Origin of the sequence: Micromonospora sp. NPDC049151 (genome assembly GCF_040648395.1) — a bacterium.
Taxonomy (GTDB): Bacteria; Actinomycetota; Actinomycetes; order Mycobacteriales; family Micromonosporaceae; genus Micromonospora.
In genome coordinates this window covers 64,979-91,334 of record NZ_JBEZDP010000014.1, presented here as the reverse complement: position 1 = coordinate 91,334, position 26,356 = coordinate 64,979, and the positions used below count along the sequence as shown (strand labels likewise).

The window sequence follows — 26,356 nt, the reverse complement described above, 5'->3', positions numbered from 1 at the left end:
GGGCATACACGGACGCTAGCCGCGCAGGTGTGCCACGGGAATCGGTCGACAGGCCCGCAGCGGCCTCGGCACGGAAACGGTGCGAGTCACGACAGGTGGAACCGTGGCGCGCCAATGCCGCGGTCGCGCCAGCTGCGAAAATCGCTGTCCCGCTATCGGAACACACTGGTAGAAAGCCGGGATGCAAAAGACTTTGACGTTCGCTGATCATCTGCGGCTGATCGACGAACGGTCGACCGCCTTCCGTGCCGCGGTCGCTGCGGCGCCCAGCCTCGACGTGCCGGTGCCGACCTGTCCGGAGTGGACGCTGTTCGATCTCGTGCAGCACCTGGGCATGGGCCGTCGCAGGTCGGCCGCCATCGTCGCCGCCGGGCCAGCCGACGCTCCCCCGGAGAAGTCCGCTTGGGACGACGGCGCGGGTGCGCCTCGGGAACGCGAGGCTCTGCTGGCCTGGTGGACCGAGTCCGTCGAGCGACTGACGAGCGCGCTGCGTGAGGCCGGCCCGGACCGCGGTTGTTGGACGTTCTGGGGTGACTCGCAGTCACCGGAAACCTCCGGCGCATGGGCTCGGCGCCAGGTGCCCGAGATCGCGGTGCACACCTACGATGCCCAGCTCACCGTGGGGAACCCGGCACCGCTACCGGAGGAGGTCGCCCTCGAGGGTTTCGACGACTGCCAGTTCACCCTCTGCTCGACGGATGTCGCCTGGCCGCACGCCCCCGCGGTCGTCGAATACCACGCCACCGAGGGCCGCTCTTGGCGCCTTCGGCTGTCCCGCGAGGGCGCACGGGCCGCCCGTCTCGGCACGTCGGCTGCCAGCGAGGACCCGGACACGGCCGACGTCTCCGCCCGGGGCACGGCCAGTGACCTGGTCTTGTTCTTTTACGGCCGCGTACCGCTGGATTCTCCGAAGCTGGAGCTGGACGGCGACCGTCGCATCTTCGACCAGCTCATCGCCTGGGACCCGTCGGTGTAGCGACGATCCCATTCATCCTGAGGCTGGGCTGGTCTGGACGTGATGTAGGACGAGGATGGCCTGGACGATCGCGGGGTCAACCTCGTCTTGACGCGGGACGGGTAGGAGCACGGCGCCGGGCAACCGACGAGTCCGTGGTGAGGATGCGGCGCGAGCGTCACGGGCAGGCCCCCGCTGCCGGCAACCGAGGTAGCCGACAGGGCCGGATACAGGCGGCGTTTCGGCGGTGTATCGAGGTGCCCCCGGCAGGATTCGAACCTGCGACACACGGTTTAGGAAACCGATGCTCTATCCCCTGAGCTACGAGGGCGCGAGTGCCCAGTCTAGCGGCCTGCCGGTTCACCCGGGGTGGCAGGGAGTGGCCCACGTTCACCCACGTCGTCGCCCTGGTCAGGGCCGACCGATGACCACACCCCGAGCACACGGACCCCGGCAGCGACCCGGCCCGTTGACCCGCCGTGGCATCCGGTGGCACCGGTTGCCCCACGGTGGCATCCGCTCTCGAGCACACACCGCGCACATCATCGAAGGTCCGGAGTCGGGTCTCGGGTCGCCCGCCGATAGACGTTGCTCGGCGCGGACAAGGACGTCGGCGCCGGGGTTGTTGAGGCGCTGGCCGGTTCTGGCGGAGATCGGTTACGGTAACGTCGCTTTGCGTCAATGCAGCCGTCGTGTCCGTACGGGGTTGTGAAGGGACGGGCGTCATGATCGATCCGCAGCGGGTAGACGATGCGAAGCGGGCACTGGGTGCAAGGCTTGCCGCCTGGCGCAACGTGCGTGGGCTGACCCAGTTGGCATTGGCGAGGCGGGTGCCGGTTTCCCGGACCACGATCGCGGGCGTCGAGCGCGGGCAGCAATGCCCGGACCGGATCTTCTGGCAGCGCTGTGAAGCGGCCCTAGCCGCTGGTGGAGAGTTGCTGGCCGACTACGACGACTATCGGCGCCTGAAGCAGCAGCTTGATCAGGAGAAAGTCGAAGCGGCACAACGCATGCGGTGGGGCGAAGTCGAGGACCGCTCACTACCGGCTGGCACTCACGGTGTCCCGGTGACGGATCCGGCACGGGAGTCGTTGCGCGACCTCGCCGCCACGGATCTGACGGCCGGTGGTCCGAACGGCCTGACGGCACCACTCGCGCGGGTCGCCGGTGCCGCGGTGGCAGGTGAGACGGACTTTCACGATGGTGACGCGGTTACGCTTGCGGTCATGTCCGATGGGCAGGCGATGTCATTGCGGGTAAGCCGGAGGGCTCTGCTGGAACTGGCCGCTGGCCTCACCGCCGTGCCGGTTGTCACCACCACAGGCGTTTCTCACCCACGGTCCGTCGACCCTGCCGTTGTCGATCACTTCGCGGAGCTTCGCGCGCTCCTCGTACAAGCGGACGACCTGCTGGGTGGCCTCACCATCCTGTCGACCGTCGAACAGCAGATCGCGCTGATCGCCGCCCTGCGTCGGCAGACACGTGGACAGCTTCGTAACCGGCTTCTCAGCACCGAGGCACGGTGGAGCGAGTTCGCGGGTTGGCTCAGCGACGATCTCGGCGACCGGGCCGCGGGCGACCGCTGGCTGGACCGCGCGGGAAGCATGGCGCAGGAAGCCGACGATCAGGAGTTCTGGGCGTACGTCCTGACCGCGCTGGTACCCCACCGAGTTCGTCACCACCGCGACGTCGCGCAGCGCCGCCAGGTCCTGCTCGGCGCGCCCGGTGTGCTCGGCGACGAACGTCCCGTCAGGGCGGGTCACCACCTGATGCGCCTCGCCCCACCGAACCGATGCGCGGGCGCCGAACTCGACCGGAGCCACCCCGGCGAAGGTGCCGAACGGTGTCGCCCGGGTGGTCCACCTCAGCAGGTACCGGACCGTCGAGTCGACCATGCGCCCGAACCGGCGGTCGGTGGTCGGCGCACTGGCCACGGTCCGGGTGATCTGTTCGGCCAACTGGGGTGTGGCAGCGGCGACGGCGGTGGCGAATCCCGGCAGCGCCCACACTGCGGCCAGCCACTGCCGCCACTGCTCGGGCTGATCCGTCGTCAGGTCGGGCCACGCGGGCAGGGTCAGACCGCTGGGGTAGGCGGCAACTCTGATCAGCGCCGCACCGGCCGTGGGGAACATGAACGCACCCTCGAAGACGGGGGCCCGGCGCTGGAGACGCCGGGCCCGGGGTGGATCGTCAGGGACGGTTACTTGCTGCCGCCGGAACAGGCGTTCGAGCCCGTGTTGCCCGAGCCGCAGCCGTCGTCGGTGCTGGTGGCGTACCCGCTGGCAGCGGGGCCGGCGTCCACCAGGGTGATGTCCAGGTCGAACTCCTCGAGTTCCATGGTCTCCACTCGCGTGTTCCTTCCTATGCGGAGGTGAAGGTGAGGACGAGGCGACTGTGTCGCTTGTCCAGCACCGTCCCGGCCGGCAGGGCGCCGTCGGGAGTACCTGCGGGTAGGACGTGCAGCACCGGAGAGGGCTCGCCAGCGTCCACCCACGCGCGCATGTGCCCGGCCATCCGTCCCGCCGCCGCGGCGGCGTCGGGCCCGTGAGCGCAGGCGCCGAGGTCGAACGTGTCGTCGGTCCAGCGCAGCGTCGACCGGTAGGAGAACGTCCCCTCGTGCAGGGCGGCGGGCGTACCGAACCGCCAGGCAGGGGCGACGATGCCGGCGTCGACGGCCTCCTGCTGCGCCGAGAGCACCACGAACTGGTCGACCTCATCGGCGAGGCGGGCCGCCAGCCACAGGTCCAGGTCGGCCAGGACGCTACGAGGCGGCAGGCCCACCCCTGCCCATGCCTGCTCCTGCGGCTGCGACAGCAGCCCACCGACCGATTCCGGGTCGACCTGCTGGCCCTCATCCAGCCGCAGGTGGACACCGGCGGCGATGTCGACATACCGCATCTCGTGGGCTCCGGTGCCCCGCATCGCCACGAACCCGCAGAGGCGCTGGCTGTGGCTGACCAGCCGGTCACCGACCCGGCGCAGCGCCCACGACCGGGTCATCCCGAACGTCCGTAGCGGCACCACCAGCACGCCGTCCTCGGCGAGCTGCGCGATCCACGCCGCGGGGATGTCCCACGCCCCGGCCGTCACGATGATCAGGTCGTAGCAGCGCCCCAGGTCGATCGGCTGCTCCGCGTCCGCGCACACCACGCTGACATCGCCGTAACCTGCCACCGCCAGACACGCCACCGCCCGCTCGGTCACCTCCGGGTCGATGTCCACGGTCGTGACCGAACCCGACGGCCCGACCAGCTCGCGCAGCAGCGACGCGTTGTAGCCGCCCGATCCGATCTCCAGCACGTGCCGGCCGTGCAGGCCACCGGTGAGGGCGTCAGCCGCCTGCCCGAGCATCTCCGCGATCAGCCACGGCGCGGACACCGAACTGACGGTCTCATCACCGAGCCGCTTGGTGACGACCGCGGTGTCGCTGCGGTACGCCTCCTCCATCGGGACACCCGGCGTGTACAGCTCGCGGGGAACCACCCGCAGTGCCGCCTCGACCTCGGGCCGCATCGTCAGCCCCTTGGCCGCATGGTCAGCGACCAGCTGGTCGACCATCGCGTCACGGAGGTCGTCGCTGCTCATCGTGTCGACGCTCATGTGCGCGTCACTCTCCTGTTCGTCAGGACCGCCGCCGTTGCGGACGGCCCGCACTTTCCGTTATCCGCCAAGGACGAACACGGCCTCAGACGCCCGAGGACTGTTCCCCTGCTGGGCAGGACGCAGGCCGAACTCACCGGGTGCCCAACCGGCAAGGCGACGCAAGGCGGCCCGGATTCGATCAAGCCGCAGTCAACGTGAGGTCCGAGCCGTCCCGGCCACCAGCGGTCCCGGATTCCTCGGCAGCGGCGAGAAACTGCGGTACAGGGTCACACGGATCAACTCCCCTCGGGTTGGGCGGTGCCGGGGACCCCTGAGCGGCGGGCGCCGAGCGGTCATGTCCACCACTCAACGCCGGTCTGACCGTGTCGAACACCCTCGACACGGGATTTCGACACGGTCAGACCGGCCCCAGCGCCTCTCGGGGGCCGACTACGACAGGCGGGCGGACAGCCTGTGGAGTTCGTCGAGGATCACGTTCCAGCGGAAGGGCTGATCGTCGTGAGCTGGTCGCAGCGCCTCGGTGGCGGTGAGGCGTACGCCGTGGTCGGCGAGGAGCCGCAGGTGGGCGTCGAACGCGGGGTGGCGGGCGAGGGTGGGTTTGACGTACGGGGAGACGATGATCGGCATGCCTGCGCCGAGAGCTTCGTTGAGGATGCCGAGGGCCAGACTGTCGTTGATGCCGGTGGCCCACTTGTTGATGGTGTTGAACGTCGCCGGAACGACCGCGACGGCATCGGCGCGTGGCAGGACGCTCGGTTCGTCAGGATGCCGCTGCCGGTAGCTGACGGGCCTGCCCGTAACGGCGGCCAGCCGATCGTTGGGAAGCCAGGTGTGCGCGGTTTCGGTCGCGATGACGTACACATCCCAGCCGTCGCGCCGCACCGCCTCGACCAGCTCGACGATGCGGCGGGCCGGTGGCGCGGCACAGACCACCAGGTAGAGCAGACGGGCATTCGCGGATCCGGACGTCACGCGGCGATTCCGGCGCGTTCGGCGAGTGCCCGCAGGCCGGGGGTGACGGCGCGCCGCTCACGGGTGAGCAGGTCGCCGATCAGATGGCGCGTCCGGCCGTGCACGTGCACCGTCTGCGGCGCGATGCGTTCGGCTTCGAGCAGGTGCAGCACGGCTGCGGGATCGTTGCCGGGCGAGCAGGCGTAGGCGGCGGCGAGGTCGAGGTGGACCCGGGCGCGGCGGCTCACCAGGGCCGCCGGCAGCGACGAGGTGTCGAGCTGTTCTCCAAGGTGGATCGCCAGCTGAGGCTGGTCCGTTCGGGCGGCGATGCTGATGCGGTGGATCATCACGTTCGTCGGACCGAACCCGGTCCACAGGTCGTTACGATCGGCGCCGAGCCGCCGGGCCAGGGCGTTCGCGTCGTCGAGGTGCCGCTCGACAGCGGCGGGCTGGGCCTGCCGGGCGGCGATCAGCGCCGCGAGCAGAGTCAACGCCCCGTGGGCCGACAGGACACGCGGACCCGTCGACGCGGAGTCCCTCGTGTCCGTCACACCATCGAGAGCGGCCAGCACCACCTCCTCGGCATCGCCGACGCGGTCCGGCATCGCCAGCAGCGCAGTACCCACCGAGAACGCCGCCGCAGCGACGAGCGCAACATCCTCGGCCTGCTCGGCGGCGACACGAGCGGCACGGTCCGCCGCCACCCAGGCAAGGCTGGGATCGCCGAGTTTCACGGTGAGTTTGGCGGCGGCGAGATTCGCCGCCGCCAGCGACCCGACGGCCAGGGCGCGCTGCGTGCCGGTGCAGGTCCGGGTCAACAGGTTCGCCTGCTCGAACGTGTCGGGCAACGCCCGGACCGCCTCGGCATAGTTGCCACGCTGGTAAAGGCTATGGAGATGGGCCACCCGCTGACGGACCTCCGAAAGCGTGAGAGGCTCGACCGGCTGTTTCGGTGCGGCAGGTGCGAGCAGGTGCCGGCGCAGCTCGGCCAGCAGTCGCGACCTGGCATCGTGGTCGGCTTCCTCGCCACGGCCTGCTACCGCGTTGACGACTGAGACCTGCCCGGTTCGTGTGGTGCGGCCCGCCTCCGGGCGCTCGCCGTGGAACCGGTCCGGCGGGCGTCGATTGTCGCCGACTTCGCCGTACCTTTCGCCTGTGGCCTCGCCGGCTGCCATCACCGCCTCGGGTACCGCTCCCCACCGCGCCCGCTGTGCCGCCTCGGCCTGCTGTGCCTGGAACCGGGACTGGAGGTGTCGGTAGGCGTCGTAGGCGGCGAGTAGCTCGCCCTGGGCGTCCAGCAGGGTGTCGCACTGCAGCCAGAAGATCCGGTCCACGACCTGCCGGCCCCGCTCGACCATTCCCAGGGTGCTGCGCGTCGTGTGCACCTGGCGTGCGAGGGCTTCCTGAATGAGTCCCCTCGACCTACGCAGGGCGGCGAGCTTACGGCCGAGATCGTCCCTGGCCTGTTGAAGATCCTGGCGATCAATCATGGGCTCGCCTTTCCGTTCGCATCGACCTGCGTCGAGCCGACTGTTGCGGCGCCCCGACGCACGGCGATTCGACGTTAGCGGATCGCACGCGACCTGGGCGTGGAGCTGGTGCGAATGGCGTGCTGGCCTGGCAGAGAGGGCGCCTGTGTCGAAAACCGGGGGGGGGGAGCGGGGTTGGCACCTCGAACGTCAGCCACGATCACGGCGGAACACACTTCAGCCATCCCCACTCCCGGCCCAACGGGCACGGCAACCTCAGCCTGCCGCCGTCACCGACAGACACCCCGGACACGATGTGCGAGTTCGGTGGGCATCGGCCCTCTTCGACGAGCGCGGAAGAGCGTGCGGTGATGCCCATAAAGGGCGCGCGGCGCCAGCCCTGCCGCAAGGGCTTTCGGCGGTTCAGTAGCCCCACCGGTGCCGGACGCGGGTTTCGCGTACCGGGATTTCGGGGTGGGGACTTCGGGTTCGTCGCCTACGCCGACACCGACACCGCCCAGGACGTCCTGGTCCGCGTTGTCGGTGGCGACACCGACCCGGGAGCCCAGACCGCCCCCCTCGCACGCGCCCGCGAGTTGTGGTGGCTCTCCCGCGCCGTACGGGCCAAGTACACCGCCATCTCCCGCGCCGTGCCGCTGCTGCTCGCCGGGTACGCCGGCGCCGCCACCACCGCAGCCCTGGCGATCTGGGCCCGGTGACCACGATGACCGCGACCACCACCCTCGTCGTGCAGGACCCCGTCGACGCCTACGAACTGTTCGCCCACGCCCGCACCGTGCTCAGGCTGCCCCTGGACGGCCGATGGCACCTGGTCGACCACGGCCGCGTCCACATGCTGCAAACCCTGCCCGGACAGGGCGCACCGGCCCTGGCCAGCGTGCACCTCCCCGTCGACGGCAGCCGGCACCCCGGCGAGCCCCACGCCGGCATCCCCGGCGGCTACGCCCTGCTCGCCTTCACCACCGACGGCGGCGACACCAACAGGACCCAGCGCCGGCACCGCGACCTCGCCGGCCAGGCTAGTGCGTGGCTGACCCACCGACGGCTTCGCTGGACCTGGTCACACGCCGACGGGCCCTTCACGACCAACCACGCCGATCTTGCGACCAGGGGCCAAATAGTTGATCTTTTTGGGGGTCTGCGCGGTCCCTGATCGCTGCCACGGTGGTTGACCGCTGTGAGTCGATCTCCTCTGAGCATCGGCGAGCTGGTCGAGCACTGGACCCTTGTCCCTGCTGAGCTGGACCTGGTTGCGTCCAAGCATGGCGAGATACGGCCGGGTTCGCGCTGTTGCGGAGGTTCTACGACCGGTACGGCCGCTTCCCGCGAGGTTGGGCAGATCTGCGCCCGGAGGCGATGGACTTCGCCTCTCGCCAGGTCAAGGCGGAGCCGGGTTACTTGGCGTTCTACGGAGACCAGGGCCAGCGGATCCATCACACCCCCAATCGGCTAGATCAACCCGACAACGCACCCAGAATCCAATCCACGGATTCAGGCTAAGGTCCGGTCCGGCAGCGGAACAGGGGCGCAGGACCTGCGGCAGGGTGGGGCGAGCGCCCCACCCTGCCGTTGAACTCAGCCGATCTGCAGGGTCACGTCGTCCAGCACGAAGCTGGTCTGCAGGTAGGCGTCCTCGGTGCCGGTGAAGGTCAGCGTGACCGTCTGGCCGGCGTACGCGCCGAGGTTGACGGTGCGCTGCGTGTAGCCCGTGGCAGCGTTCATGTTGGACAGCGACGCCACGGTGGTGCCGTTGGCCTTGATCGTGAACACGTCGTAGGCGAGCGCCCCGTACTCGCTCGTGTCGATGTGCAGCCAGTAGGTCAGTACCGCACTGGTGCAGCCCGACGGGATGGTGACGGTCTGGCTGATGGCCTCGGTCGCGGTGTAGCCGTATCCGCCGAGCCACGCGTACCGGGTGCCGCTGCGCGGCACCTGCCCGATAGAGGTGCCGATCGCGCCGGTGGAGCCGGTCCACGGCGAGGTGCCGCTTTCGAACCCGCCGTTGAGGATCAGCTGGGCGGCGGTGCAGCCGCCCGGTCCGCCGGTCACGGTCAGCGTGTACGTGGTGCTGTGCGACACCGACCCCGTGCCGGTGATGGTGATGGTGTAGGTGCCGCCGGCCACCGACGAGCCGACCGCGATGGTGGCGGTCGACGAGCTGCCGGAGGTGACCGACGACGGGCTGAACGAGACCGTTACGCCCGTGGGGGCGCCGCTGGCGGTCAGGGTCACCGTCTGGGCGCTGCCCGAGGTGGTGGCGGTGCCGACGGTGGTCGTGGTGCTGGACCCCGCGTTCACGGTGCCCGACGAGGGGCTGGCCGAGATCGAGAAGTCGTTGGTCGGCGTCGAGGTGCCGACCGCCCGGTTCCACAGCGTGTAGGCGATGCCGTCGGCAGCCCGGTTCAGCGCGGTGGCGTCGATGTTGCTGAGGGTGTCGCACGAGGAGTGGTAGCAGGAGTCGTAGGACTGACCGGCCGTGCCGCCCCACTTCGACGCCTGGGCCGACGTCTTGGTGGCGCTGGCGCCCATCGCGTAACCGGAGGTCGGGATGCCCGCGTTCTGGAACGAGTAGTCGTCGGAACGGCCCTGGCCCTCGACGTTCTCCTCCGGCTGCAGGCTGAGGGAGTCCCAGTACGCCTTCATCGGCTGCGACGCGGTCGAGGTGATGTTGTTGATGAAGTAGCCGCCGTTCTTCGACGCGATCATGTCGAAGTTGTAGTAGGCCTTGATCGCCGTTCGCTGGGTACTGGTCAGCGAGTTGACGTAGAACTTGGAGCCGTTGAGGCCCTGTTCCTCGTCGGTCCACCAGCCGAAGCGGACCTTGTTCAGCATGGTCGGGTTCTGCGCGGCCAGCGCGAGGGCGACCTCGAGCAGCGCCGCCGAGCCGGAGCCGTTGTCGTTGATGCCCGGACCGACCGAGACGCCGTCCAGGTGGGCGCCGAACATGTAGACGTTGCTCGCGTTACCGCCCGGCCACTCGGCGATCAGGTTCGGGCCTGCACCGCTGGTGCAGCCGGAGGTGCAGGGCTGCTCGGTGACGGTGAAGCCGGCGGCCTGCAGCTTGCCCTTGACGTACGCCACCGACTGCAGGTAGCCCTGGCCGGTCGAGCGGCGGGTGCCGCCGTTATTGGTGGCGATGGTGCTGAGCTGTGTCAGGTGCGCCTGCACGTTGGCGACGTCGATGTCCGGCGCGGTGCCACCGGGGGTGCCGCCGTTGACCGTGAGCGTGTACTGCGCGGTGTGGGTGATCGAACCGGTGCCGGTCACGGTGATGGTGTACGTGCCCGCAGCCGCACTGGAGGTGGTCGCCACCGTCATCGTGGAGCTGTTGCCCGACGTCACCGACGTCGGGCTGAACGACACGGTGACCCCCGACGGGGCACCCGAGGAGGTCAGCGACACGGTCTGCGCGCTGCCGGAGACGGTCGCGGTGTTGACCGTCGCGGTGACCGAGGAGCCCGCGTTGACGCTGCCCGAGGTGGGGCTGACCGAGACGGAGAAGTCGGTGCTGGAACCGGTGCAGGTCGGGTCGCCGGTCTGGGCCGGGACCGCGACCGCGTTCCACGCGTCCTTGGTCCGGTTGAACAGGACGCACGAGGAGTCCAGGTTCTTCGCGGCGGTCAGGGTCGCGGTGCGGTACTTCTTGTGGGTCATGCCGGAGGTCTTCAGCAGCATGCCGCCGTAGAAGATCTTTCCGGCGGACTGGATGCCCACGCCGGTGACCGACGACGGGCCGCCCGAGCAGATGGGGCTGTTCGGCTTGCCGCCGCCCGGCGCGCTGCCCTCGGCGAGCAGGTAGAACCAGTGGTTGAGCGGACCTGCGGCCGCGTGTACCTCCGTGTTCGGGATCGACGAGGAGTAGCAGTTCGGGTGGCCGCCGACCAGCGAGGGGTTGTACATGTTGCGGATCGGGCCGTCGCCGACGAGGTCGATCTCCTCACCGACCAGGTAGTCGGGTTCGTCGTAGGCGCTGGACTGGTTGGCGTATGCCTCGGTCAGGGCGCCGAAGATGTCGCCGGTGGCTTCGCCGAGGCCGGCTTCGGAGCTGGTGCCGCCGGGGGTGTTCTGGTCCATGCCGTGGCCGAACTCGTGACCCACCACATCCATCGAGGAGATCCAGTTGCCTGCCGAGTTCTTGCCGATCGTGATCGTCGAGCCGTCCCAGTAGGCGTTCTGCTCGTTCAGGCCGACCTTGATCGGCCAGCTGCCGCCGTTGCCGTTGTGCCCGTTGCGGCCCAGCCAGGCCGACAGCATGTCCCATTCCTTCTGCGCCGAGTACAGTGCGTCGACGCAGCCGGTCTCCTTGCTTGTGCCCACTCCGTTGCCCCAGCTGTCGTCGGCGCCGGAGAAGACGGTGCTGGTGCTGTAGTCCTGGCAGTTCAGGCCGGTGCGCGTGGTGTCGCGCAGGTAGTACGTGCTGCCCGACTGCGACGTGGTGATCGACAGTGGGCTGGGCCCGTTCCACTTGCCGGTGCCGGAACCGGCCGCGGCGTCCTCCTGCTTGGCCAGCACCTGGCCGTTGCGCGCGTCCACGAAGACATGCAGGTGGCTGGGCGCCGAGGCGGTGCGCCCGGCGACGACGACCTCCCACGCGAGTCGCGCGGTGCTGTCCTTGACGTGCACCACGAGGGTGCGCGACTCGACCTGGTCGACCTTGGTGAGCAGGCCCTTGGCGGTCTGCTCGGCGCGGTCGGCGGCGACCGTCGGCACGACGGAGACGTTGATCTTCGTCTTGGTGGCGGCCGAGATCGCCCGGATGGCGCCCCGGCCGTCGGCGAGTACGGCGGCGTCGCCGCCGACCACCGGCAGGCCCCGGTAGGTGCGCTCGTAGGCAATGGAGAACAGGCCGTCCACCCACGGGATCACCATGCGACGGTCGTACTGCTCGAAGGGGCCTTTCGCCAGCGCGTCGTGACCGCCGTCGGCAGCGCGGTCGGCTGCAGAGATCGCCAGCGACAGCGGGCTCTGCGCAACCGTGGGTGTAGGGGGCGGGGTGGCTGCGGTCGACTGGGTGGCCACCCCGGTCACGGTGCCCAGGGTAAGCGCAACCGCGACAGCGGCCGCCATGGCAGTTCTTCGATACATCGCAATCCTCCCGCCGAGATGGGTTGAGGGGTGTGGCAGCAGGGCCCGTGTTGATGGGATCTCCGGCAACCGGTGACAGCTCGGCTTTGGCGATGACACTAGGAACGGCGGAGGCTGGCCGAAATCAGGGCAACCCCTTGCTCTGGTGCGCGAAGGACCGTCGGGCGCACTATGATCCGGTGCCAGATTCTGCGACGGCAGTGAATGCGCATCAGGGGGCCACCGGCACCATGCTGCCGGTGGTACCGGGCGTCGTGCGCGGCGCCCGTCGGGTGGTGCTGTTCGGTCCGCCCGGGATCGGCAAGACCGCTGCGGCCGGTGTACTCGGGCAGCAGCTGGGCATGCCTGTCCTAAGGCTGGCTCCGAGCCCACAGGACGCCCAGGTCCCCTACACCGGACTGCTCGAACTCGCACTGGCCCTCCAACCGCTGCCGGCCGCGCGGGAACTCGCGACCGGAATCGACAAGGCCGTCGGAGTGCCGGGCTCTGCCGATCCCGCCGGGACCGCTCTACGGCTGCGCCGGTTGACCGCCACCCTGCTGCTGGACACCCCGCCTCTGACACTGGTGGTGGACAACGCCCAGTGGCTGGATACGGCCAGCGCGGCCGTCTTGCGTTGGGCACTGCGCCTGGCTCCCGACCTTCCCGTCATAGCCGCAGAGCGAATCTGGCGCCCGGGGAGCGAAGGCCACTGGTGCGGCGAGGACCCCTGTGCGGTACGCATCCCGGCGCTGACACCCGATCAGGTCGCAACCCTGCTGTCGCCGTACCGGCTAACCCCCTACGAGGTCACGCAGACCCACATCCGCAGCGGAGGGAACCCGGCCCTAGCCCTCGCATTCGCCGGGGCCCGCAGCCGCGCCACCGACCTGCCGGCCGCTCAGGGTCTCGTAGACGACCTGGTCCTGCCGCCGGCCGCCCGCCGACTGGTGAACGAATGGCTGGGCACTGTGTCGGCCGAAGTTCAGGAACTGTTGACGGTCGCCGCACTCGACGACCGGCCCGACCGCGAACTGCTGAGCCGCCTCGCCGGCCCGCCCGCCGAAAACCTTCTCGCAGAGGCCGAGGCAGCCGGACTGATCAACATCGGGCAGGTCGACGGGAAGATCCGGTTCGCCGCCGCCGCGATCGGTGCCGAACTCGCGGCCCGACCGCCGGTCGCCACACGCAGGCTCCTGCACGCCCGCCTGGCCGAAGCCAGCCGCGACAGCATCCGCCGCGACCGTCACACCACGCTGGCGGCCGACACCAACGACCCGCAGTCGGCCGACTGCGCCGACCGCGCCGCCGCCCGCGCCCGGCTGCGCGGAGAACCCGCACTAGCGGCCGAGCTCTCCCTGCTCGCCGCCGAACGTACCCCGGAGACCGACGCCGACCTGCTCACCGAACGGGCGCTGACCGCCGTACGCGACGCCGCCCACAACGGCGACCTGCCCCGCGGCCAGGCTGCCGTCCGCCTCGTCCTGAACCACGACAGCAGCCCCGCCAACCGCGTCAACGCCCTCATCGCCCTGATCGACTCAGGCGGACAGCACCTGTACAACGGCGACAAGCTGTTCGCCGACGCACTTCACGAAGCGGCCGGACATCCGGACCTGACCGCGCAGATCCTCGTCCGCCAGGCGATCTGGGCCAACGTCAACGGCGATCCCGACCGGGCGTGCGCCCAGGCTGCCCGGGCCGCCAGCCTCGCCCGGAGCGCTGGCGACACCGCCACCACCGCCATGGCCCTCACGATGCAGGCCCGCATCCAACGCATCCTCGGCCGCCCCCAAGCCGAGACCACGCTCGGCCACGCCCTGTCCCTGCCACGCAGCACTCACATCCCCGTCAACGCCAGGCCCGAACAGCTCTCCGCCCGGCACGCCATCTTCGACGACCGTCTGGACGAAGCCCGCAGCGCACTGCTGCCTCTGCTCGTCGAAGCCGAGCGGACCGGAGACGCCGAAGCCACCGTGGATGTCCTGCGTAGCCTCGCCGAAGTCGAGATCCGCGCCGGACGGTGCGGACTGGCCCTCGACTACGCCGGCCGCGCCCTGTCGCTTACCGACAGAGCCGCCTTGGACCCCGCACCAACGTGCTACACCTCCGCCCTGGTCGAGGGCACCGCCTCGTGCACCGACTCCGCCCTCGCTCACGCACGCCGCGGGGCGGACACCTCCCGCCGGGAGGACAACAAAGTCTTCCTCTCCCGAAACCTCTTCGTCCTCGGACATCTTCTCCTGGTCACCGGGCGTCCGAAAGAAGCCCTGGAGGCGCTGGAAGAGGTCCGTACGCTTGAGAAGCGCCAGCAGGTCCGCGACCCGTCCGTCCTGCGCTGGCACGCCGACCTCGCCCAAGCCCTCATCTCCCTCGGCTACCTCGACCAAGCCCGCAAACTGCTGACCGATACCCGTCGCACCGCGACTGATCTAGATAGAAGCTGCGTCCTCCCCGTGCTCGACCGCTCCCAGGCACTCCTGGAAGCCACCCTGGGCAACTACGATGCGGCCGCCGACCTCCTCACCGCAGCAGCCGACCACCTCCGCCACCTGCCCATCGAACACGGTCGAACCCTCCTGGCCCTCAGCCACACCGAACGACGCGGACGCCGACGCGCCAGCGCCCGCACCGCGGCGCAGAGCGCCGCCGACCTCTTCAGCACGCACCAGGCACACCCCTGGATCGAAGCCGCCACCCGCACCCTCCACCAACTGGAGCCCGTCCCCGCGCACAGCAGTACGCTCCCCTGCCTCACCTCCGCCGAACAGCGCTGCGTCGAGCTCGCCGCCAGCGGAGCGACCAACCGCGACATCGCCACCGCCCTCACCATCAGTGTCAAAACAGTCGAAGCAAACCTCACCCGCGTCTACCGGAAGCTCGGCATCCACTCACGCGTCCAACTCGCGCACCTTGCAGCCCTGACGGCAGCGCCGGCAGAAGCCCTGCAGCCCGGCCTGGCGCATCAGCCTGGCAACGCGTTTGCGCCCACTTCCGACTCCGGTGCCCAGGCGTAACTCGGCGTGCGGCGTAAAGGAGCGGGTTGGGCGAGGATCGCACGTGCTTCCCCGGACAGCATCCTCGCTACGTCAAGTCGCAAAATGCCGTGACGAGGATTTAGAATCGAGAAAGTTGACACAAAAAGCAACAGAGGCGGCCGGTTTGCTACTGTAACCGCCAGCAACGGAGCGCAGCAGCTATCCAATGCGACCAACAAACAGAGGTAATGAACGGCTGAATCGCAGGCAGTCGGCCTACCGACATGCATAGATGACGGTCTTAGGAAACCGATGCTCTATCCCCTGAGCTACGAGGGCGCGAGCGCCTAGTCTAGCGACGTGGGGGTTCACCTGGGGTGGCAGGGAGTGGCCCCCGTTCACCCACGTCACCCGGACCGCCGTTCTCCCAGCCCAGGACCACACCCGGCGCACACGAACCCCGGTTCGCGACCGGCGGTCGGCCATGGTGACCCACGTTGGCACCGGTTCACCCCGGTCGGCATCCGCTGGAGGAGTCTCCAGGTGACCCCGGTTGATCTTGGCGGGCAGAATGAAGTGTCCGGCGCGATGGGGTCGCGTCGGGGAGCGGACCGCCGCCGGCGTCGACTGTCTGGGGCGTCACGCTGGCACGCCGCACCGGCCATCCACGATCCTCGCCACACCTTGGCGACGGTCAGCGGGGAACCATGCGTCAGCTGTCGAGGCCTGCGAGGTTGAGGCGTTCGAGCAAACTGGGCTTGCGGGCGTGCGCCACCCGTAGCTCGGCCAGCTGGTGCTGGAACGACGAACTGTCCCCGTCGCGTTCGCTGAGTTCGCGCAGGTCGACGAGGAGTTGCACGGCGGTGTCGTACTCGCGGGGTTTCTTCGTGGCGATGAGCTCGTCGACTCGCTGCCAGGCGGCGGGTTGGTCGACTGCGAGGGTGTCGAGGTGCCGTTGCCGGGCTGCTGCGGCGGACCGTTCGCGGCGAATCCGGTCGCGTTCGCGTTGCTCGGCGTCCCGTCGTTCCCGTTCGGCGCGCAACTCCGCGGCGGTGGCGAGCAGTTCCCCGGCGGTACGGGCGGCTGCCGGGGTGGGCGTATCAGTGCGGTGTGCGTCGCGGTAGCGGCGCAGCAGCCGGTTGCGCAGTTGGCTGTCGCCGCCGGTGATCAGGTCGGTCAAGATGGCGTCCTTGTCCCGCGCGGACAGCCCGACGACCCAGGTGCGTAGTTGCGCAGCGGTCGGTTCGCCGGAGGTGGCCGGCGCCGATCCGGCCGCCGCGGCCGCGATCAGGTCGGGGTCGATGCGTAGGAACTCGGCGACGGCGGTGAGGGACGCGTCGAGGGTCCCCAGCCGGGCGGGGACGGGCGGTTCAGGCTCGTCGTCGGCGATCTCGGCGGACTGTACGCAGCGCAGCCAGGCCAGGTAGAGCAGGCGCAGGTCGCCGGCGGCGAGGCGGGCCCGGACCGGGATGATGGAGGCGAGGAGGCCGTGACCGTCGAGGTCCCACTCATCGGTGCCGTCCTCGTCCTCGTCGTGGAGGTCGATGATGACGTGCTTGCCGGCGGTCCACGCGGATGCACTGTCACCTTGGCAGTACTGGGAGACGGTGGCGGGGTCGAGCACGTGTTTCGGTAGTCGCAGCATGAGCTGGCGGGTGCCCCAGTTCGCCAGGTACAGGTGCGCGTCGAAGTACCGTTCCATCAGCGTGCGCGGGTTGCCCTTGAAGTTGCCCCACTCGTAGGTGTTGACGAAGCTGGTGGCAGTGATGTCGGCCCGGGTGGACAGCGACCGCAGCTCGGCCCGCTCGCGGACGGTGAGGGGACGGTCGACGGCGGTGAATTCGTAGTACTGGTACTCGCTCATCGTGGCCTACCTCCCGGCCCAGTGCCGGTAGGCGTCGATCCACGCGGCACCGTCCGGCATAGGGGTGGGTAGCGGAAGGTCGAGAAGACCGACCCGTTGCCGGTGGCGGCCTCGGGCGCAGACCGCGACGATGCTGTCCGCGGCCAGCTCGATCTTGCCTATGGTGACCTCGACGCCGAGGACGGTGGTGGTGAACGGCACCGCCAGATGCTCCTCGATCATGGCGAACAGGCCGGCACGCTGGTCCTCGTGACCGTCCGTGTCGACGGTGGCTTCCTCGATCATCGCCTCCAACGCGGCGGTCCCCTTCGATGCCATCGGCGGAGGATAGCGGACCGGTGTCGGGGTGTTCGGAGCCCGATGCGCGAGGATGGTCGGCATGGGTTCGGTGGCCGATTTCGTCGATCTTCGGCGGGAGGTGGAGCGGTTACGGGCGGAGAACGCCCGGCTGGGGCGTCTGCTGGAGCTGCGCGGCCAGGACACGACTGCGGCGCCGGAGCAGTTGTCCGCTCCGGTTGAGCCGCCAGGGCTGGTCACCATGGCTTCGCCGACCCGGGACAAGCTGACGTTGTTCACCGACCGGTTCCGGGCCCGGGCCGACGTGTACGCCGTGCGGTGGGACAACGCCCGTACCAGCGCAGCCGGATGGATGCCCGCGGTCGCGGGCGGCTGGCGCAAGGGTATGGACCGGCGGGGTGCCACCTACCTGCCCCGCACGACGGAGGTCGTCGCGGCACATCTGGTCGGCGACGTGTTCATGGGCCTGTACCCGCTGATGCCCGGCAACACCTGCCACTTCGTCGTGGCCGACTTCGACGGCCCGACGGCGATGCTCGACGCCCTCGCATACGTGAAGGCGGCACGGGCCAGCGCGGTGCCCGCCGCGTTGGAGATCTCCCAGTCGGGCCGCGGAGCCCACGTGTGGGTCTTCTTCACCGGCGCTGTTCCCGCGGCCACCGCGCGGGCCGTGGGTACGGTCCTGCTGCGCGAGGCGATGGTGCTGCGCGGGTCGATGGATCTGCGGTCGTACGACCGTCTCTTCCCCAACCAGGACGTCCTTCCTGAGGGTGGCTTCGGCAACCTCATCGCCGCGCCGCTACAGGGCCGCCGCCGCAAGGACGGACTGACCACCTTCCTCGACCTCGGCACCCTCGAGCCGTACGCCGACCAGTGGGCATTCCTGTCGACACTGGACCGGCTCAGCCCCGGCGACGCCGAACAGATCGCCCGGCAGGCCAAACAATCCGTCACCGGTGCCGACATCGCAACGATCAGCCGGTCCGCCGCGACGCAGGTCCACCCTCCACTGCCTCCGGTGGTCCACGCGGAGGCCGGTGCCGGGCTGAGCATCGACGCCGGACAGCTCACCCCCGCCGCACTCGCCACGTTCAAACACGCCGCCGCCATGGCCAACCCGAAGTTCTACGAGCTGCAACGACTCCGCAAGTCCACCTGGGATACGCCACGCTTCATCCAGGGCTATGACCTCACCCTCGATGGTCGCCTGATCCTTCCGCGGGGCCTACGGCACACCATCACCACGATCGTCGAGCGCACCGGGTCACGGCTGGCCGTCGCCGACGTACGAAACTCCGGGACCGAGATCGACACCGCGTTCACCGCCGAACTCACTGGCCAGCAGGCCGTCGCGGTCGGCGCACTCCTCGCCCACGACGACGGAATCCTGGTCGCCCCACCGGGCTCCGGCAAGACCGTCATGGCCTGCGCCGTGATCGCCGAACGCAACACCTCCACCCTCGTCCTCGTCGACCGCAAAGCTCTCGCCGACCAGTGGCGCACCCGCATCCAACAGTTCCTCGACATCAAGCCTGGCCAACTCGGTGGCGGCCGACGCAAGCTCACCGGCACGGTGGACATCGCACTGCTGCCCTCCCTCGCCCGGCGCGACGACGTCGCCACCCTGACCCAGGGGTACGGGCACGTCATCGTCGACGAATGCCACCACCTCGGCGCCGCCGCGTACGAGCACTCGGTCAAACGGATCGCCGCGCAGTTCTGGCTCGGCCTCACCGCCACCCCTACCCGACGCGACGGCCTCGGCCAACTCGTCACCTGGCAACTCGGCCCCGTCCGCCACACCCTGACCGACGAGGAACAGGGCACCCTCGCGGCTGCGATGCACACCGATGCCGGCCCCCGTCGAGCGCTGTTCATCCACGAGACCACTTTCCAACCCGGCGACGTCGACCTTGACGCGCCCGGCGCGCTCGCCGAGGTGCACCGAAGGCTGGCCCTCGACGAACCCCGCAACACCCAGATCGCCGACGACGTCGCCGCGGCCCTGACCCGCGGTCGCAACTGTCTCGTGCTGACCCGACGGGTCGCCCAGGTCGAGGCACTCACCGCTCTGCTCGCCGCACGCGGACATCAGGCGCTTGTGCTCCAAGGCGCGGTGAGCACCCGCGACCGGCGGGCCATCGTTGACCGGCTCGACGGCGCGAAGGCCGGCGACGGCCTGCTCGTCATCGGCACCACACCGTTCATCGGTGAAGGCTTCGACGCCCCCGCCCTCGACACCCTCTTCCTCGCCGGCCCGATCTCCTACGACGGCCTACTCGTCCAATGCGCCGGCCGCGTCATCCGCGCCGCGCCCGGCAAGGACCTTGCCGAGGTCCACGACTACCACGACCCGGCCACACCCATCCTCGCCGCCTCACTCCCACGCCGCATGCCCGGATACCGGGCCCTCGGCTTCACCAGAACATGAGCGCATCCCATAGCGATCACCATCACTGGCCTGCCGGTTAAAGAGATTGACAGAAGCCAAGCGCGCTGGGCCTAACATGGCAGGCTAACGGCCATGGGCCGGTTCTCGGAGGATGAGCTGCAGGCGGTTGTCTCCCGGTACGAGGCGACGCGGGCGGCCGGGTTGACCGAGCGGGACGAACAGCTGCGGGCGGACTACCAGCCCTACGGAAACCGGAAGCCCTACGTGGTGGCCGAAACCCTTGCCGCGCTGCACGGCCCCACCGACGGCGCGGTGACGCTTCCGCGTCACCTCGACTGGTCCGGGCACGCCGAGTACGACCTGAACCGGCCCACGCGCCTGGCCAGCATGTACAAGGTGGTGCTCACCGAAGCCAGTACGGTCGAGGATTTGCACACCTGGCTCAATGCCGACCTGCTGCGGCGGCTCTGGCCCACCCTGTGGCTGCCACCCCAGCTCCGCCAGCACTGGGAAGACGCCTTCCCCGAACTAGCCCCGACTCGCAGCAACGCGACGTAGCGGTGGACCCCTTCCACGAACCGCCCCGTTCGCCTGGCCCGCAAATCGAACATCGAATGACCGCGTATCGAACGCTTCGGGTGCCGCAAATCGAAAGCAACCGCCCTCGCAGATCGAAAATGCGGCGGTTATGATGACGCCGTGCCCACACCGCATCTAGTCCCCCGCCACGCTGCCGCGCAGGTCAACGCTGCTCTGGCGGACACCCGCGTCGTCTTGATCAGCGGGGCACGCCAAGCGGGCAAGAGCACCCTGGTCCGCCTCGTTGCCGGCGATCGTCTGGCCGAGCGCCGCGATCTTGATCGGGCTCAGGACCGGGCGGCGGCGATCGCCGATCCGGTCGGGTTCGTGGACTCCTCCGAACTCCTGGTCATCGACGAGATCCAGCGCGCTCCGGAGCTCCTGTTGGCCATCAAGGCTGCCGTCGACGAGGATCCCCGTCCTGGCCGGTACCTGCTCACCGGATCGTCTCGGCTGTTCGGCATGGTGGCTGCGCCGGACGCGCTGCCTGGTCGGATGGAAACCGTCGAGCTCTGGCCATTTTCCCAAGGCGAACTCGACGGAGCCCTGGACGGATTTATCGACGCCGTCTTCGCGCTCGGCCCGAACCTGCGACACGAGTCGGACGTGACCCGCGCCGACTACGCGGCTAGGATCGTGCGAGGCGGCCTACCCGAGGCCACCGCCCGCACCGACCCGCGCCGCCGCCAACGGTTCCTCGACGCCTATGTCCAGGCGCTCATCGACCGCGACGTCCGGCAGCTGTCCGACATCCAGCACAAGGGCGAGCTACGCAGGCTGGTACGCCTCCTCGCGGCCAGGTCCGCGACCATCATCGCCGCGAACTCCCTCGAATCCGCCCTCGGACTGAGCCGGCCGACGATCGTCCGCTACCTCCAAGCCCTGGAAGAGATCTTCCTGATCAAACGGATTCCCGGCTGGTCCCGCAACCTCGGCACCCGTGCCACCGCCGCGCCAAAGCTGATCTTCGTCGACTCGGGCATCGCCGCCAACGAAATCGCGACCGACGCCCGGGCACTGCTCCGGCCGGGCGCACCGTTCGGGCCGCTGCTCGAGTCATTTGTGCTGTCCGAGCTGTCCCGGCAGCTCACCTGGTCCGAGCAGTTCGTCGACCTGTCTCACTACCGCGACCAGAGCAGGTACGAAGTCGACGCGGTGCTCGAGAACCGAGCTGGTCAGGTGGTCGGGATCGAGGTCAAAGCAGCCAGCACCGTCGGACCCGACGACTTCCGCGGCCTACGCCGACTCGCCGACCGCCTCGGCGACGACTTCATCGTCGGCATCGTCCTCTATACCGGAACCGCCACGCTGCCGTTCGGCGACAGACTCCGCGCCATGCCGGTCAGCGCCCTATGGCAGGTTTCCGCCTCGACAGCAGATTGACCTCGCTCGCAGGCCGCTCCCCAGCCGTCAGGGGAGTGGGCATGCCCTCAACCGGGCGAGGGCGGTGGTGTGGTGGCGACGAGCAGGGTGAGTTCCCGGACCAGGTCGTCCAGGACTGACCGGTCTGCGCGCGGACCAGTCCGAGGGCGAGGTCAGCGAGGAGGTAGAAGCCGAGCGTGCGGGCCTGGTCGGTGTCGAACGAGGCCAGCAGCGCCTCCGCGCCGGCGAGATCACCGCGGTGGCGGGCGGCGATGACCCCGGCGGCGCGCTGCACGAGGTCGGCGGCGACGGACCGGTCACGCCGGTCAGAGCTTCGGCGCGGCGGCGCGGGCGGCCTCGAACCGGGCGGTCACGTCGGCCCAGTCGACGAGATTCCACAGCCGGTCGACGTAGTCCGGGCGCACGTTGCGGTACTGCAAGTAGTAGGCGTGCTCCCACGCGTCGAACACCAACAGCGGCGTGGAGCCCTGCCCGACGTTGCCGTGGTGGTCGTAGACCTGCTCCACGATCAGCCGCTGCCCCAGCGGCTCCCAGGCGAGGACACCCCAGCCGGAGCCCTGCACGCCCTTCGTCGCCGCCGACAGTTGGCCAGCGAAGCCGTCGAAGGAGCCGAAGTGCTCGTCGATCGCGGCAGCCAGCTCACCGTCGGGGCGGTCGCCGCCGTGCGGGGACAGGTTGTTCCAGAAGATCGAGTGCAGCACGTGCCCGGAGAGGTTGAACGCGAACGTCTTCTCCAACCCGACCAGCGCCGCGAAGTCACCCTTGTCCCGGGCCTCGGCCAGCTGCTCTAGGGCTTCGTTGCTGCCCTGACGTACGCGGCGTGGTGCTTGCTGTGGTGCAGCTCCAGGATCTCGCCGGACATCGCCGGCTCCAGCGCACCGTAGTCGTACGGCATGTCGGGCAGAGAGTAGACGGCCACCAGCAGCTCCTCGCACCATCGTCGGCGCAGAGTTGGGCGGGCGCCCCGGCGGTGGTGCAGATCATCGCGTTGCCGGAGCGCCGACCCACTGCTGCCAGGATTACGTAGTTGCCAAGCTTTGGCAATAAAGACGAGCCAAGCCGCGATGAGGCCGGACGTACAGTCGGGGCGCAGCACGTCGCGCGAGACCGACACCGCGGCCCACGGGAAAGTGGCACTGAGCAGCGCTTATGCACTTCTGCTGGGCTTCAGCAGGCGATCACAACGGCGCGCGGGTGCGACCGGCGCAGAAAGCCTGGAAAGAGAGAAGCCGCAGGTCATCGGCCTGCGGCTACACACGGAGCGTCGGGTTAGGAAACCGATGCTCTATCCCCTGAGCTACGAGGGCGCGAGGGCCCAGTCTAGCGACCTGGGGGTTCACCTGGGGTGGCAGGGAGCGACAGGCGTTCACCCACGTTGCCCGGACCGCCGTTCTCCCAGCCCAGGAGCACACCCGGAGCATACGAACCCGGTTCGCGTCAGGGGGCGGGTAGCGGCCCGACCGCCATCCGAAGGACGATGTACAGGGTTTACCCCAAGACGCCGACGGGGGACCGCGCGGGACGGTGACGCAGTGACCGCCAGGTCGGCAGTGCGCTCGCCAGCACCGCCAGGAGCAGGCAGAGCCCCACCACCCCGCTGACCACTGGCCACGGCACCACCAGGTCGACCGGTACGCCGACCTGCTCGGCCAGGCCGGCACGGATGCTCAGCAGACCGACGAGGGCGACAGCCCCGCCGAGCAGCGCGCCGATCAGGACCACCAGGGTTGACTCGGCAGTGACCAGCCACATGACCTGCTTCCGGGTCGCACCGGCCAACCGGATCAGCCGCAGATCAGCCACCCGGCCGGCAGCGGCCATCAGCAGCGTGTTCGCCACCGCAACCGCCCCGTAGCCGGCCGACACACCGATCAGCAGCAGGGTGAAGAGCCAGACGAGGCGATCCTCGGCGCGGTCCGCCTCGGCCGCCCACGCCGAAACGTCGACGATCCGCGCTCCGACCGGAGGATCGACCCGGTCCTGGACGTACACGGCGGAGGTGAGCGCCGAGGGGTCGTGCGCCCGCACCAGCGACCGGGGCAGTAGCAGGTCGCCGGGGATCGAGTCGTCGGTGACGACCGCGACGACGCGCAGCGACACGCGCTCGCCATCGGCGAAGACAAGCGCGTACGGCTCGGACGGCTGCCGGTTCGCCGAGGCGGGGAGGACCACCGTGTCACCACCGCTCAGGTCATCCAGTGAGCCGGCAACGACGGTGAGCGCCCGGTTCGCGGCGGTGAAGCCCGCCGGGTCCACGCCGAGCGCGGTCAGTGGCCGGTTCTCCGGCGACGAGTCCGGGTTGGCATCGAAGACCGTCGTCGGTAGCAGGGCGGCACCCCCGGTCGTCGCGACGGCCTGGTCCGACAGGCCCGGCGCGCGGTCGGGCACGACGACCCAGCCGGCGTTGACGTTGTCGGCCCGGCCCGCCGCGTAGGCAGCAGTGGTGGTGCGCACCATTCCAGAGACCAGCACCGCGAACGCGACAGTGAGCAGCACCGGGGCGGCGATCGAGGCTGTCCGCCGGGTCGCGGTCAACGCCCCGGCCCGGACCAGCATCCCGATCGCGCCACCCGGTCGGCGCACCGGCGACCGCAGCATCCGCACCACCGGGCCGACTGCCGCCGGCGCCAGCACGGTGGCACCGGCCACCAAGGCCATCACCGCGTACAGGGCGTACTGCGCCGCGACGCGGGCCTCGTCGGCGGTCGCCGTCCCGACGCTGAGCGCGCCCCCCACCGCGACGAGCAGCGCGCCGGTGGCGATGCGCAGCCGCCCGATCGGTCGCTGCTCCGCCGCCGCATCGCGCAACGCCTCAAGCGGTCGAACCCGCGCCGCCCGGCGCGAGGCCGACCAGACAGCCAGCAGCGAGATCACCGGCCCGGCGACAAGCGAGAGCGCGACCGGCCAGGGCTCGTACCCGACCCGGAAGCTCGACGGTTCGAAGCCGGCGTCGACGAGAAGCGGGCCCAGCAGCGGCGCAAGCCCACCGCCGACCAGCAGTCCGACAGTCCCGCCCGAGGCGCCGACGACGAGCGCCTCGGCGTACACCATGCGGCGGACCTGATGCGGGGTGGCGCCGACGGCGCGCAGCAGGCCCAGCTCACGGCGGCGCTGCGCGACGGTGAACGCGAAGGTGGAGGCGACCACGAAGACCGTGACGAAGCCGGCGAGAGCCGCCGTGGCGGTAAGCACCTGCATGCCGATCCAGCGGGTACGGGCATCCCCCCGGGGTTCCAGCGCGGCACGGTCGTCCCCGGTCAGCGCCCGCCCGTCGCGGCCGAGGAGACCGCGAGCCGTATCGGCAACCACCTCGGGGTCGGCGCCCGGTGCGACGAGCAGGCCGATGGCCCGGACTCCGGGCGCGAGCACGGCCGCGACCTCGTCCGCGACGTAGAGGCCGGGCGCATCGACCAGACCCGTGACGGTGTACGGCTGCGCACCCGCCGCCGTGAGCAGGGTGACCGGCCCGCCGGGACGCAGCCCGAGCGTGCGGTCGACGACCACCTCGCCGGCCCGCCGGGGCGGCTCGCCGGCGGTGGGACGGAGTCCGCCCAACCGGGCACTGGACCAGCCGTGCCCCTGATGGGCGTCCTCCCGCTGTGCATCGGTGCCCGGGGGCCGGCCGTCGACGAGCGCCTGAGCGTAGAAGGTCCGGTCGGGCACCGCCGCCGTGACGCCCGGCACCTCGGCCAGCCTGCTGGTGAGTTCCGCCGACCTGGCGGCGGACCATGGCCGGGTGGGCGCGAACGAGTCGGCCGGCGCACCGGCCTCGGGGCTCTGCACCACGACCGCCGCGTTCGCCAGCCGGTCGGGCACCCGCGGGCGGCCGGAGGCGAGCAGCAGGGTGGCCGCCGCGACCAGTGTGACGCCGATGGCGACGGCCGCAAACGCGCCGGCCGACCGCCGGACGCTCAGCACGACGGCTCCACGGCGCTTCCCGCCGTGATCTCCGCCTCGGCGATCCGCGCGGCGATGGCCGCAGCGGTGATCCCGCCGGTCATCTCGTCCACGACGCGACCGTCGGCGAGCAGGAGGACCCGATCGGCGAACGCGGCGGCGGTGGGATCGTGGGTCACCATCACGACCGTCTGCCGGTGATCGTCGACGAGTGCGCGAAGCAGCCGGAGGACCTGCCGGGATGCCGCGCTGTCCAGGGCCCCTGTCGGTTCGTCGGCGAAGACCACCGCGGGGCGGGTGATCAACGCCCGGGCCACGGCGACGCGTTGCTGTTCACCGCCGGACAGTTCGCTCGGCCGGTGCCCGGACCGGCCGGCCAGTCCCACGGCGTCGAGCGCGGCGACGACGTCCCGGACCGGGGGACGGCGCCCGGCCAGCCGCAGCGGCAACTCGACGTTCTGCGCCGCGGTCAACGTGGACACCAGGTTGAACCCCTGGAACACGAAGCCGATCCGGTCGCGGCGCAGCCGGGTCAGCTCGTCCTCCCCCAGATCGTCGAGGCGCCTGCCGTCGATCTCGACGGTCCCCACTGTCGGTTTGTCCAACCCGGCCGCACAATGCAGCAGGGTGGATTTCCCCGAGCCCGACGGGCCCATCACCGCAGTGAAGGTGCCGCTGGCGAAGCTGGTCGTCACGCCGTCGAGCGCCGCCACCCGGCGGGCTCCGGTGCCGTACACCGCGCGCAGCCCGGTGAGGATCACCGTTTGTGTGGTCATGACCGCCAGGGTGCCGGTCACGGCGGGTGCGGCGCGTCGTGCCGGTGTGGACACTCTTCGACCCGCCCCTGAGGGGATCCGGGGATCGGAAAGCGTCAGACGTCGTACCCGAGGATGACCGACCGCA

At 70.0% G+C, this 26,356-nt stretch carries 16 protein-coding genes, 1 tRNA gene and 4 pseudogenes; 8 read left to right on the top strand and 13 right to left on the bottom strand.

The features are described from left to right. The first annotated feature begins 181 nt into the window (after positions 1–181). The gene (locus AB0B20_RS17965; RefSeq protein ID WP_357471813.1) at positions 182–976 is read left to right on the top strand and encodes a maleylpyruvate isomerase N-terminal domain-containing protein; all 795 of its coding nucleotides are present in this window, start codon (positions 182–184) and stop codon (positions 974–976) included. Positions 977–1,213: 237 nt separating this feature from the next. On the opposite strand, the gene AB0B20_RS17960 is transcribed toward AB0B20_RS17965, so the two are convergent. Next, a tRNA-Arg gene (locus AB0B20_RS17960) sits at positions 1,214–1,286 on the bottom strand. 394 nt (positions 1,287–1,680) lie between these two features. Here AB0B20_RS17960 and AB0B20_RS17955 point away from each other — a divergent pair. Beyond that, positions 1,681–1,887: pseudogene (locus tag AB0B20_RS17955) on the top strand (helix-turn-helix transcriptional regulator); the annotation flags it as partial. Between the two features lie 702 nt (positions 1,888–2,589). On the opposite strand, the pseudogene AB0B20_RS17950 reads toward AB0B20_RS17955, so the two are convergent. The 5 genes and pseudogenes from AB0B20_RS17950 to AB0B20_RS17930 form a co-directional block, all read right to left on the bottom strand. Next, positions 2,590–3,087, bottom strand: a pseudogene (locus AB0B20_RS17950) (lantibiotic dehydratase); the annotation flags it as partial. A 68-nt stretch (positions 3,088–3,155) separates the two neighbouring features. After that, positions 3,156–3,293, bottom strand: coding sequence for an FxLD family lanthipeptide (locus AB0B20_RS17945; protein WP_082159628.1), 138 nt, complete (start codon positions 3,291–3,293; stop codon positions 3,156–3,158). Positions 3,294–3,316: 23 nt separating this feature from the next. Continuing rightward, positions 3,317–4,555: a methyltransferase, FxLD system gene (gene fxlM, locus AB0B20_RS17940; RefSeq protein ID WP_043330488.1), complete on the bottom strand. Its 1,239-nt coding sequence runs from the start codon at positions 4,553–4,555 to the stop codon at positions 3,317–3,319. A 432-nt stretch (positions 4,556–4,987) separates the two neighbouring features. Further along, positions 4,988–5,530: a flavoprotein gene (locus AB0B20_RS17935; RefSeq protein ID WP_046569670.1), complete on the bottom strand. Its 543-nt coding sequence runs from the start codon at positions 5,528–5,530 to the stop codon at positions 4,988–4,990. Continuing rightward, the gene (locus AB0B20_RS17930) at positions 5,527–6,999 is read right to left on the bottom strand and encodes a helix-turn-helix transcriptional regulator (protein WP_051611166.1); all 1,473 of its coding nucleotides are present in this window, start codon (positions 6,997–6,999) and stop codon (positions 5,527–5,529) included. Before AB0B20_RS17930 ends, AB0B20_RS17935 begins: the two co-directional genes overlap by 4 nt. A gap of 350 nt (positions 7,000–7,349) precedes the next feature. Here AB0B20_RS17930 and AB0B20_RS17925 point away from each other — a divergent pair, with 350 nt between their 5' ends. Beyond that, complete coding sequence (locus AB0B20_RS17925) at positions 7,350–7,697, top strand: hypothetical protein (RefSeq protein WP_091113588.1); 348 nt, start codon at positions 7,350–7,352, stop codon at positions 7,695–7,697. 5 nt (positions 7,698–7,702) lie between these two features. Next, positions 7,703–8,152: a hypothetical protein gene (locus tag AB0B20_RS17920; RefSeq protein WP_124778772.1), complete on the top strand. Its 450-nt coding sequence runs from the start codon at positions 7,703–7,705 to the stop codon at positions 8,150–8,152. Positions 8,153–8,574: 422 nt separating this feature from the next. Here the strand turns inward: AB0B20_RS17920 and AB0B20_RS17915 are convergent, their stop codons facing one another. Next, on the bottom strand, positions 8,575–12,018 hold the full coding sequence (locus AB0B20_RS17915) for a M28 family peptidase (protein WP_318528071.1): 3,444 nt from the start codon (positions 12,016–12,018) through the stop codon (positions 8,575–8,577). A gap of 119 nt (positions 12,019–12,137) precedes the next feature. Between AB0B20_RS17915 and AB0B20_RS17910 the strand changes: the two are divergent. Then, positions 12,138–14,969, top strand: a pseudogene (locus tag AB0B20_RS17910) (LuxR family transcriptional regulator); the annotation flags it as partial. On the opposite strand, the gene AB0B20_RS17905 reads toward AB0B20_RS17910, so the two are convergent. The 3 genes from AB0B20_RS17905 to AB0B20_RS17895 all read right to left on the bottom strand — a co-directional run bounded on the left by AB0B20_RS17905 (position 14,955) and on the right by AB0B20_RS17895 (position 17,223). Beyond that, positions 14,955–15,074, bottom strand: coding sequence for an IS3 family transposase (locus tag AB0B20_RS17905; RefSeq protein ID WP_223201434.1), 120 nt, complete (start codon positions 15,072–15,074; stop codon positions 14,955–14,957). The pseudogene AB0B20_RS17910 and the gene AB0B20_RS17905 overlap by 15 nt on opposite strands. Before the next feature lie 679 nt (positions 15,075–15,753). Beyond that, entirely contained in the window at positions 15,754–16,905 is a 1,152-nt protein-coding gene (locus AB0B20_RS17900; RefSeq protein WP_262012687.1) for a hypothetical protein, read from the bottom strand. A 6-nt stretch (positions 16,906–16,911) separates the two neighbouring features. Next, on the bottom strand, positions 16,912–17,223 hold the full coding sequence (locus tag AB0B20_RS17895) for a hypothetical protein (protein WP_262012688.1): 312 nt from the start codon (positions 17,221–17,223) through the stop codon (positions 16,912–16,914). A 61-nt stretch (positions 17,224–17,284) separates the two neighbouring features. Here AB0B20_RS17895 and AB0B20_RS17890 point away from each other — a divergent pair, with 61 nt between their 5' ends. From AB0B20_RS17890 to AB0B20_RS17880, 3 genes are all read left to right on the top strand, one after another. Continuing rightward, on the top strand, positions 17,285–19,633 hold the full coding sequence (locus tag AB0B20_RS17890) for a DEAD/DEAH box helicase family protein (protein ID WP_356958350.1): 2,349 nt from the start codon (positions 17,285–17,287) through the stop codon (positions 19,631–19,633). 93 nt (positions 19,634–19,726) lie between these two features. Beyond that, a complete protein-coding gene (locus AB0B20_RS17885; RefSeq protein WP_174533516.1) occupies positions 19,727–20,152 on the top strand; it encodes a hypothetical protein in 426 nt (141 codons plus the stop codon). A 141-nt stretch (positions 20,153–20,293) separates the two neighbouring features. Next, complete coding sequence (locus AB0B20_RS17880; protein ID WP_174533515.1) at positions 20,294–21,556, top strand: ATP-binding protein; 1,263 nt, start codon at positions 20,294–20,296, stop codon at positions 21,554–21,556. 305 nt (positions 21,557–21,861) lie between these two features. On the opposite strand, the pseudogene AB0B20_RS17875 reads toward AB0B20_RS17880, so the two are convergent. The 3 genes and pseudogenes from AB0B20_RS17875 to AB0B20_RS17865 all read right to left on the bottom strand — a co-directional run bounded on the left by AB0B20_RS17875 (position 21,862) and on the right by AB0B20_RS17865 (position 26,229). Beyond that, positions 21,862–22,475 (bottom strand): annotated as a pseudogene (locus AB0B20_RS17875) (superoxide dismutase). Between the two features lie 569 nt (positions 22,476–23,044). Continuing rightward, positions 23,045–25,474: an FtsX-like permease family protein gene (locus AB0B20_RS17870; RefSeq protein ID WP_357471806.1), complete on the bottom strand. Its 2,430-nt coding sequence runs from the start codon at positions 25,472–25,474 to the stop codon at positions 23,045–23,047. Continuing rightward, a complete protein-coding gene (locus tag AB0B20_RS17865) occupies positions 25,468–26,229 on the bottom strand; it encodes an ABC transporter ATP-binding protein (RefSeq protein ID WP_357471803.1) in 762 nt (253 codons plus the stop codon). Before AB0B20_RS17865 ends, AB0B20_RS17870 begins: the two co-directional genes overlap by 7 nt. Between the last annotated feature and the right edge of the window lie 127 nt (positions 26,230–26,356).

Coding starts and splice junctions, on each gene's coding strand:
- AB0B20_RS17965 (WP_357471813.1), top strand. CDS start 182: ATGCAAAAGACTTTGACGTTCGCTGATCATCTGCGGCTGATCGACGAA.
- AB0B20_RS17945 (WP_082159628.1), bottom strand. CDS start 3,293: ATGGAACTCGAGGAGTTCGACCTGGACATCACCCTGGTGGACGCCGGC.
- fxlM (WP_043330488.1), bottom strand. CDS start 4,555: ATGAGCGTCGACACGATGAGCAGCGACGACCTCCGTGACGCGATGGTC.
- AB0B20_RS17930 (WP_051611166.1), bottom strand. CDS start 6,999: ATGATTGATCGCCAGGATCTTCAACAGGCCAGGGACGATCTCGGCCGT.
- AB0B20_RS17925 (WP_091113588.1), top strand. CDS start 7,350: ATGCCCATAAAGGGCGCGCGGCGCCAGCCCTGCCGCAAGGGCTTTCGG.
- AB0B20_RS17920 (WP_124778772.1), top strand. CDS start 7,703: ATGACCGCGACCACCACCCTCGTCGTGCAGGACCCCGTCGACGCCTAC.
- AB0B20_RS17900 (WP_262012687.1), bottom strand. CDS start 16,905: ATGAGCGAGTACCAGTACTACGAATTCACCGCCGTCGACCGTCCCCTC.
- AB0B20_RS17895 (WP_262012688.1), bottom strand. CDS start 17,223: ATGGCATCGAAGGGGACCGCCGCGTTGGAGGCGATGATCGAGGAAGCC.
- AB0B20_RS17890 (WP_356958350.1), top strand. CDS start 17,285: ATGGGTTCGGTGGCCGATTTCGTCGATCTTCGGCGGGAGGTGGAGCGG.
- AB0B20_RS17885 (WP_174533516.1), top strand. CDS start 19,727: ATGGGCCGGTTCTCGGAGGATGAGCTGCAGGCGGTTGTCTCCCGGTAC.
- AB0B20_RS17865 (WP_357471803.1), bottom strand. CDS start 26,229: ATGACCACACAAACGGTGATCCTCACCGGGCTGCGCGCGGTGTACGGC.